Origin of the sequence: Arthrobacter nitrophenolicus (assembly GCF_000332815.1) — a bacterium.
In the GTDB taxonomy this organism is placed as follows: domain Bacteria; phylum Actinomycetota; class Actinomycetes; order Actinomycetales; family Micrococcaceae; genus Arthrobacter; species Arthrobacter nitrophenolicus.
Genome location: NZ_AOFD01000095.1, coordinates 1 through 8115, shown reverse-complemented (window position 1 = coordinate 8115; position 8115 = coordinate 1). Strand labels below are relative to the sequence as shown.

Sequence of the window (8115 nt, the reverse complement as noted above, 5' to 3'; positions counted from 1 at the left end):
GAGCCCGGGCCCCGCGGCAACGCAAGGCAACTGCACCAGAAGACAGGCCGGTTCCGCACCCCGCGGAACCGGCCTGTCCGTTTCAGCCCCTGATCGAGAGGACACATCATGGCCACTCACGACGCATCCGAGACCAGCACAGCCAAGGCAGGACAGGCGCCGGATCCGAACGACTCCAGGAAACCGGACAACCTCCGGGACGTGGACAAGCCCTCCTGGAAATACGTCCTCAAGAAGACACTGCGTGAGTTCAACAAGGACCAATGCACCGATCTCGCCGCAGCGCTGACGTACTACGCCGTCCTGTCGCTGTTCCCGGCCATCCTGGCCCTCGTGTCACTGGTCGGGATCTTCGGCGATCCGGAAAAGACCACCACTGCCTTGCTGGACATCGTCCGCGGTTTCGCCCCCGCGGAGACAGTCAATACGGTCAGCGGCGTGGTGGAAGACCTGGCCAACGCGCCGGCGGCAGGGCTGACCCTGGTCATCGGTCTTGCCACCGCCCTGTGGTCGGCATCGGGCTATGTTGGCGCGTTTGGGCGGGCCATGAACCGGGTGTACGAGGTGGATGAAGGCCGGCCGTTCGTGAAGCTGCGCGGCACCATGCTGGTGGTCACCCTCCTGGCAATTGTCATCATCGCGATCCTCGCCGGCATGCTGGTCCTGAGCGGTCCGGTAGCAGAGGCAGTGGGCGGCCTGATCGGGCTGAGCGGCGTCTTCCTCGCCGTCTGGAATATAGCTAAATGGCCGGTCATGGTGGCCCTCATCATCGTCATCATCGCCGTGCTCTACTACGCCACTCCCAACGTCAAGCAGCCCAAGTTCAAGTGGATGAGCATGGGCTCGGGCATTGCCCTGTTCGTCTTCCTGATTGCGTCCCTTGGCTTCGGGTTTTACGTGGGCAACTTCGGCAACTACAACAAGACGTACGGCGCCCTGGGTGGCGTGATCGTTATGCTCCTGTGGCTCTGGATCCTGAACTTGTCCCTGCTGTTTGGCGCCGAGTTCGATGCCGAACTCGAACGCGGCCGCCAGCTTGAGGCCGGCATCGAGGCGGAAGAAACCATCCAGCTGCCGCCAAGGGACACCAAGAAGAGCGAAAAGCTCCAGGCGCAGGAGGAAGAAGACATCCGGGTTGGCCGCGAACTGCGTGAGAAGTACAGCGCGCAACATGGCGACGGCACGGAAAACCAGGATGAGGATGACAACGACCGGCAACAGGAAACGGAGCCGCACCGAGACCGGGTAAAGGACAAGGTGCGGGACCGCGCCAGCCACCGGGAGTCCCCCGGCGGCGGGGAACACGGCAACCGGTAGTCACAACCGGCTGCTTCCAACGGAGGGGTACAGCGTCCGCTGCAGGGCGCTGTACCCCTCTTTGTGCTTGACGGCCGTTCCTCGTGCGGCGCGCTCAGGGCGTGCGCCGCAGGTACTAGGCAGGACCTCCAAGATGGGGGAAAATTATAGGTAGGTCCAGTTGAAGATCCCGGGTTTGGCAAGGGCCCGGGGCAAGGCGGGGCCGGCGGTGAGATGGCCTCCTCTGAGACCGAGGCCAGTCCCCCCAGTCGCCGTCGGCCCCCTCGATCCGCGCACTTGGCAGCGCCTCAATTCGGTGGCCTAACTGGACAAAGTGATCCGTACTGCAATACTTTCTTGATTACTCTGCTGGCCCCGGTCCCCGGTGCCGGCAGGGCCGCTGAAGCAGATACGGCGGCATCACGGTCGACCCTAATGAGCGGACATGCCTGCTAACCACTTTGAAGAATTTCTTGCCGAAGCAGTTGTTCCGGACAGGGAGCCCGGCCTGGGCCTTGGACGCGACGAACTTTACGGCCTCTACACCAGCTGGTGCCTCATCCATAAAGCACAGCTTCAGTCACCGGATGCACTCTGGGACGCCCTCGCGGAACACGGAATCAACCCGGACAGCAACAACCTGTCCATGACCGGGCCGGCGGCCGCCGACTACATCGTGGCCAGCGCACCGCCGCTGGTCTGATCCTTCCGGTTTCCACGTATGTGCAGGTCAAGGGCGGGACAGCCCCTGTTGGAGCGTCCCGAGTCTGGCTAGCATGGGATTATGGCCGGCGGGCATCATGGTCCGCCGGCCACCAGCCGAAGGGAGCAATGCCATGGGTTTGGATGACAAGATCGACAACGCCGCCGAGAAGATGGGCGGCAAAGCCAAGGAGGCCGCCGGCCGGGCCACGGACGACGAAAACCTCCGGGCCGAGGGCGAAATGGACCAGACAAAGGCCGACCTGAAACAGGCGGGCGAGAAGGTCAAGGACGCCTTCAAGAAGGACTAGGTCCACGCGCAAGGGTGCTGCCGCATGGTGCGGCAGCACCCTTTCGCTTGCCCGGGGTCCAGTGCGCGTGCTTCACAACGCCGCAACCCCCACCGCTCCCCCGCAGTCCCCGGCAAGTCCGCAGGTAGGCTGCGAAGCCGCGGGGAGCCCTCGCCGCTGTCCGCCCCGAGGTCACCACCCGGTTGCTGTCCGTGGCATGGATGGCTGCCCCGGCCGCCCGGAGCCGGGCCACGAGGGTCCGGTCTTCGTCGTACTCGTGACGCGGAAAACCTCCGGCTGCCCGATAGGCGGAGGCCCGGACGCCCAGGTTGGCCCCGTACACGTGCGGATGGTTTTCCACGAACGGGTGCCGCAGGTGCCAGCGCCTCAGCAGTTCCGGATCCATTCCGTCCGCATCGGGTTCCACGGCGCCCAGGACAACATCCGCGCCGGCAGCCGCGAGTTGGAGCTGGCGCACCAGCCAGTCCGCTGGGACGCGCGTGTCGGCGTCGGTATTTGCTATCCAGGTTCCGGAGGCCGCCCTGGCGTCCGGCACGGCCTGGGCCCAGAGTGCCTGGATTCCGGCCCGCCGGCTCCGCCCGACACTGCGGTAGGCAACCTCCATGGTGCCGAACCGGCCGTCGCCGGCCGTGAACTTCCGGGCGAGGAAGGACGAGTTGTCCGTGCAGGAGTCCAGGACCAGCATGGCGCGGACGATGATGCCGGGTTGCTCGGCCTGCAGGACGTCGACGGCGGCACGGACACTGGCGATTGAGCCTCCAGGTGCCACTCCTCGTTGTGTGCGGGGACAACCACCATGACGGAGCCGACGTCGGGATGGTCCGGGCAGGCGAAGGAAAGGGAAGCAGCGCATTCGCAGCCCACGGTGGTCATCGCCGCTCCCCCGGCCGGATACTGGCGGGCGCCACCAGCGTTTCCAGGACGAAATCGCGTTCGCGGTGGAGCCCGGCGGGCTTCCATCCGGGCCTCTTCCTTGCCAAGGCGTGGACCGTGTCGCCGTCGAGCTCCCAGCCGTCCACCGGGTGCCGCCAGTGGCAGAGGAGCAGTGTCCCGCCAGGCTCGAGGGATGCTTCAATCCTGTCCCACAGCACGGAAAGCTCATCGGCGGCGAGGTAATAGCCCACCTCGGACACCACCACCAGGTCGAACTTTCCTTCGGGCCAGGCCTGGGGCACCACCAGCTGGCGGAGCCCGACATGAGGCAGTCCGGCCAGCCGCCTGGCTGCCAGCTGCAGGGCCGTCCCGCTCGCGTCCACAGCCAGGAGGTTGCGGCAGCGGCCTGCGAGTTCCGCGGTCAGGGTTCCGATCGAGCATCCCACTTCCAGCCCCGACCCGTACGTCTCCGCAGGCAGTGCGGCCAGCGTCAGGGCACGTTTCCGCCGCTCATACCAGCTGGACGTGTAGTTCCACGGGTCTTCGGACCGCCCGTGGACGTCATCGAAAACCCGTTCGGCGTCGGTGCTTCGGCGGGAGCCTGCCGGGGTCTCCCGTGGCGGCGTCCAGGCGAACATTTCGTAGCCACGGGTGAAGTGGCCCAGGAATCCCTCGCCCAGCAGGGCCTCGTCCCCCGCTGCAGGCGACAGCGGACGGACCTGGGATGAGTGCGCCTGCAGGGCCTGGTTCTTGGCCGCCCGGGCCGTCGCGTCCAGCGGGAACCGCAGCCAGTCCTGCCAGTCCGCGTGGTCCGGAGTGGCCCACAGCCAGTACCAGATGGGGTACTCGAGCAGGCCGTGGCCGTCCTGGCGGGCAACCTCAGCGGAGACAGCGCCCAGGGCGTCGTGGTCGGCGTGGCCGTCGGCACGGTAGGGAGCAACCAGGACCAGCGAGCCAGGGTTTCCCCGAAGCCTGCGGCCGGCGTCGCGGATGGCCGCGGCGATGGTGTCCGCGTGCATGCCCAATCCCTTGTCCGGCAGCCCCAGGAAGTGCCAGCGGTCCTGGAGGCCCAAGGCAGCCATGGCTTCGGAAAACTCCCTGATCCGGACAGCGGCAAGCTCCTCCGGCGTATGGGTCGGGGAGTCAGGGTGCGAACCTTCGCCGGCTGTGCACAGCAGGACTTCCACTGCTGCGCCCGTGGCCTGCAGGGAGGCGAGCAGGCCGCCGGCGCCAAGGGTTTCATCATCGGGATGGGCAGCGAGGACCACGAAGCGCAGGGCTGCGCGTTCGTCCGGCCCGAGGGGCAGTTCGGGCGCCACCGGCAGGCCGCTAGCCTCCCAGGCGGCTTCTTCCGTTCCCTGGTCGGTGTGGGAGAAGGTCACCACGCGCAGTCGCCCTTGAGCGTGAGCGCACCCAGGTGCGCGTCGTCGCGGCCGCCATGGTGCTGCCGGACGTAGAGGGCAAGGTCCGCCGTGCGCTTGGCGTACTGCTCATCGAAGGCCAGCGGGGCCGGTCCCCGGTTGGAACCGACGAGGTGCAGGACCCGCTCCACCGCTGCCGCAACGGTGCCGCGTACCCGCAAGGCCTCGCTCCAGGCGCTCCGGCCTTCCTCCGTGCCGAGGCTTCCCTCGTCGATCGCGTGGGCGGTCCGGGCAAGGTACTGGAGGGCCGAGGCCAGGATCCGGTCCACCTCGCCCAGGGAGGCGAGCGCCAGCTGGTCCGGTTCGCGTCCCGCATCTGCCCCGGCCAGCAGGGCGCGGCGGTAGTCCCGGGCCACCCCAACCGCTCCGCCGAGCCAGCACGCGGCAACGCCCATGCCGCCCCAGGCGAAGCCGGGCCGGCTGAAGTACCAGCCGGCGGTGCCGACCGCTGCCGCGGGGACCTGGTCGAAGTGGACTGTGCCACTGGGGATCTCCCGGAGCCCGCGGGCAATCCACCCCGGCTCGTCACAGGCCACTCCGCTGTGTTTGAGGTCCACGGCGAAAGCTGCCCTGCCGCCGTCGCCGGTGTGTGCCGTGACGACGGCGTGCTGCAGCAGACCCGCCAGGGAACACCACGGCTTGGAGCCGGTGAGGAGGACGCCGGGGCCGGAGCCTTCTGCCCGGAGGAGCATCCCTGGCCCTTCAGCCGCAAAGACGCCCCAAGTGCGGTCCAGCCCGTACGGCGCCCCGGCCTGGTGGAGGATGGCCAGGGCATCAAGGTGGGGCTCGAAGACCCGGCCTGCCGCCACGTCCACAGCGGTGACGGATGCCAGCAGTTCCCACAGCAGGGCAGTGTTCCCTTCGCCCGGCCGAGGCCAGCTGCGGCCCGCGTCAGCAGCAAGGCGGAGCAGCGCGGGCACGTCGCCCACGCTGCGCTGCACGGCCTGGAGCAGCGGCGTCCATCCTGCAAGATCTTCCGGCGGGGACGCCAGGCGGACCGGACGGAGCGGGCCTCCGGTTCCGTCCGGTCCGCCGGCTTCGCTGTGGAGCTGATCCGCTTTTTTGTGGACCGCCTGCCCGACTGCCACCTATTTGGCGGCCGGCTCGGTGACGGAGGCGGTGGGGGACATGGTTTCCGCGTTGACCATCCAGGCCAGCTGTTCCAGTCGCTCGATGGCTGCGTGGAGCAGGTCAGCGCTGGTGGGGTCTTCGTCGTCGACGTCGTCGTGGACGTCGCGCATCGTCTGCACCGTGCGCTCCAGCCTCGCGGTGATCAGCTTGACGGTGTCCTTAGTGGACGTGAGGCCCTCGGGGAACTCGTCCAGCCTGTTGTCGGCCGAGACCGTGCTGCTGCGCCCGTCAGGCAGGGCGTGCAGGGCCCGCATCCGTTCGGCGGTCTGGTCCGCGAAAAGCCGGGCCGCAGCGATGATCTCGTCGAGCTGCAGGTGAAGGTCGCGGAAGTTCGTGCCCACGAGGTTCCAGTGGGCCTGTTTTCCCTGCAGGTGCAGCTCAATCAGGTCGGTGAGGACCATCTGCAGGTTGCTGGCAAGGGTGGGTGACGCTTTCATCAAGTACCTCCGATGCGGCCTGGCCGGCTGCCCTTCAGCCGGACCTCATTCTAAGCATACTTAGTAATGGGCCAGCCACTGCCGCTGCCAGGATGTCGCTGCCGGGCTGCTGCCCATGCCTGTCGGGACAATACAGCTAGCTGATCCTCGCGAGCGCGAAGCCGTCCCATCCCTTGGAACCGACCGTCTGGATGACGGTGGCATCAAGCCTGGGGTGCTCCCCCAGCAGCTTGAGGGCGTCCACAATGCCCGGGGCGTTGACCGGGTCCAGGTCAGGATCCAGGATGGCACCCTCCCAGACGGTATTGTCCAGGACCACGGTGGCGCCGGGCCGGCCCAGCCGCACCGCCCAGTCCAGGTACCGGCTGTTGTTCTCCTTGTCCGCGTCGATGAAGATGAAGTCGAACGGCTCGCGGCCCTCCTCTGCGAGTGCTGCCAGGGTTTCCAGCGCGGGCCCCAGCCGGATCTCCACCTTCTCGCCCAGACCGGCAAAATCGATGTTGGCCCAGGCTACTTCCGCGTGCTTGGGAAGGAATTCGCAGGTGACCACCGTGCCGTCCTCGGGAAGCCCCCGGCCGATCCAGATGGTGCTGAAACCGGCAAGCGTCCCGATTTCGAGGACGCGGCGGGCACCGGACAGCTGAACCAGGAGCTTGAGGAGCTTACCGGCATTTGGCGCCACCTCGATGGCTGGCATCCCCGCCTCCGCGGCGGAACTGATGGCCTGCTCCAGGGCCGGGTCCGGATGGACCACCACGCGTGTCAGGAACTCTTCAGCTGCCGTCCACTCCGGCCGGGGTTTGTGCTCGAACATTGCCACAGTTTGGCACGGGCGGACTTGCTGGTCCAGAGAATCAGCCGGACTGCGGGGCACCGCAACGGAAGTGTCAGGAACCGTCCGCCAGGGCGCCCTCCAGGCGCTCCACCTTGGCGGTGAGCTCTCCTGTGTATCCGGGCCGGATGTCTGCCTTGATCACCAGGGATACCCGGCTGCCGTAACGCCCTACCGCTTCGGTGGCGCGCTTGACGACGTCGAAGACCTCATCCCATTCGCCTTCGATGGTGGTGAACATCGAGTCCGTCTGGTTGGGAAGTCCCGACTCGCGGACGATCTTCACGGCGGCGGCAACGGCATCGTGGACGGAGGCGTCACCCGGGCGGGAACCTTCAGCGGGGGTGCCGGACGGGGCAACAGAAAACGCAAGCAACATGGTGCCAGTTTGCCACGCCGCCAGCCCGCGAAACGGGCAGCGCGGGCAGCGCCGCCGTCACATAAGCTCCTACCCTTCAGTAACGGTGAAGGTGCGCAGCCGCGTTGCTAACCTTTTGGGCATGAGCCTCGCAGTCGCCCGCAAGCCCCTCCGCGCCGACGCAGCGCGGAACGTGGACAAGATCATCACGGCGGCGCGCCAGTGCTTCCGGGAATTCGGCCCGGACGTACCCCTGCAGACCATCGCAATGACCGCAGGCGTAGGCCCAGCCACCCTCTTCCGGAACTTTGCGGACAAGGAGGAGCTCGTCCTCGCGGCCTTGAACCGCCAGCTCCGGCTCACCGTCGATCCCGTGATCGAAGGCGCGCTGGCCGATATTGACGCCGCCGCCGGCCTGTTCCGGGTGATGGAGTCCCTCATGGATGCCTCCAGCGCCGACGCCAACCTGTTGGGCGCCGTGGCGGGCAGGCGGGAACTGCTGACGGGCATCACCGGGTCCCTCATGGAATCCATCAGCGTCCTGCTGGTGCGCGGGCAGGGGCAGGGAAGCCTTCGGCCCGACATCTCCATGACGGACATGTTCCGGCTGCTCGCCATGCTGATCGGCGTGGTGGACACCATGGAACCAGGATCCGACGCGTGGCGTCGGCCGCTGGCCCTGGTGGAGGACGCTATCCGCACCACCCGGCCCGCGCGGCCCCTGCCGCCGCACGTCCCGGTGCCGGCCGCAACC

The 8115-nt window shown here is 67.4% G+C and carries 10 protein-coding genes; 4 read left to right on the top strand and 6 right to left on the bottom strand.

All coding sequences use genetic code 11. The features are described from left to right. Positions 1-108 precede the first annotated feature (108 nt). From G205_RS20040 to G205_RS20030, 3 genes are all read left to right on the top strand, one after another. Positions 109-1317 carry a YihY/virulence factor BrkB family protein gene (locus G205_RS20040; protein WP_009359628.1) on the top strand — a complete coding sequence of 403 codons (1209 nt, stop codon included), beginning with the start codon at positions 109-111 and terminating at the stop codon, positions 1315-1317. 424 nt (positions 1318-1741) lie between these two features. Continuing rightward, the gene (locus G205_RS20035; protein WP_009359627.1) at positions 1742-1999 is read left to right on the top strand and encodes a hypothetical protein; all 258 of its coding nucleotides are present in this window, start codon (positions 1742-1744) and stop codon (positions 1997-1999) included. Positions 2000-2132: 133 nt separating this feature from the next. Beyond that, positions 2133-2309, top strand: coding sequence for a CsbD family protein (locus tag G205_RS20030; protein ID WP_009359626.1), 177 nt, complete (start codon positions 2133-2135; stop codon positions 2307-2309). Here G205_RS20030 and G205_RS20025 read toward each other — a convergent pair. The 6 genes from G205_RS20025 to G205_RS20000 form a co-directional block, all read right to left on the bottom strand. Then, positions 2296-3078, bottom strand: a complete 783-nt coding sequence (locus G205_RS20025) for a glycosyltransferase family 2 protein (RefSeq protein WP_009359625.1) — start codon at positions 3076-3078, stop codon at positions 2296-2298. The genes G205_RS20030 and G205_RS20025 overlap by 14 nt on opposite strands. Before the next feature lie 100 nt (positions 3079-3178). After that, positions 3179-4567 carry a bifunctional PIG-L family deacetylase/class I SAM-dependent methyltransferase gene (locus G205_RS20020; RefSeq protein ID WP_009359624.1) on the bottom strand — a complete coding sequence of 463 codons (1389 nt, stop codon included), beginning with the start codon at positions 4565-4567 and terminating at the stop codon, positions 3179-3181. Further along, positions 4561-5556, bottom strand: coding sequence for a hypothetical protein (locus G205_RS20015; RefSeq protein ID WP_235047114.1), 996 nt, complete (start codon positions 5554-5556; stop codon positions 4561-4563). Before G205_RS20015 ends, G205_RS20020 begins: the two co-directional genes overlap by 7 nt. 135 nt (positions 5557-5691) lie before the next feature. Continuing rightward, on the bottom strand, positions 5692-6171 hold the full coding sequence (locus tag G205_RS20010) for a Dps family protein (RefSeq protein WP_009359622.1): 480 nt from the start codon (positions 6169-6171) through the stop codon (positions 5692-5694). A gap of 136 nt (positions 6172-6307) precedes the next feature. Further along, on the bottom strand, positions 6308-6985 hold the full coding sequence (locus G205_RS20005) for an O-methyltransferase (protein WP_035753964.1): 678 nt from the start codon (positions 6983-6985) through the stop codon (positions 6308-6310). Between the two features lie 73 nt (positions 6986-7058). Continuing rightward, positions 7059-7382 carry a thiamine-binding protein gene (locus tag G205_RS20000; protein ID WP_009359620.1) on the bottom strand — a complete coding sequence of 108 codons (324 nt, stop codon included), beginning with the start codon at positions 7380-7382 and terminating at the stop codon, positions 7059-7061. A gap of 121 nt (positions 7383-7503) precedes the next feature. Here G205_RS20000 and G205_RS19995 point away from each other — a divergent pair. Then, a partial coding sequence (locus tag G205_RS19995; protein WP_035753966.1) for a TetR/AcrR family transcriptional regulator occupies positions 7504-8115 on the top strand: 612 nt, incomplete at its 3' end.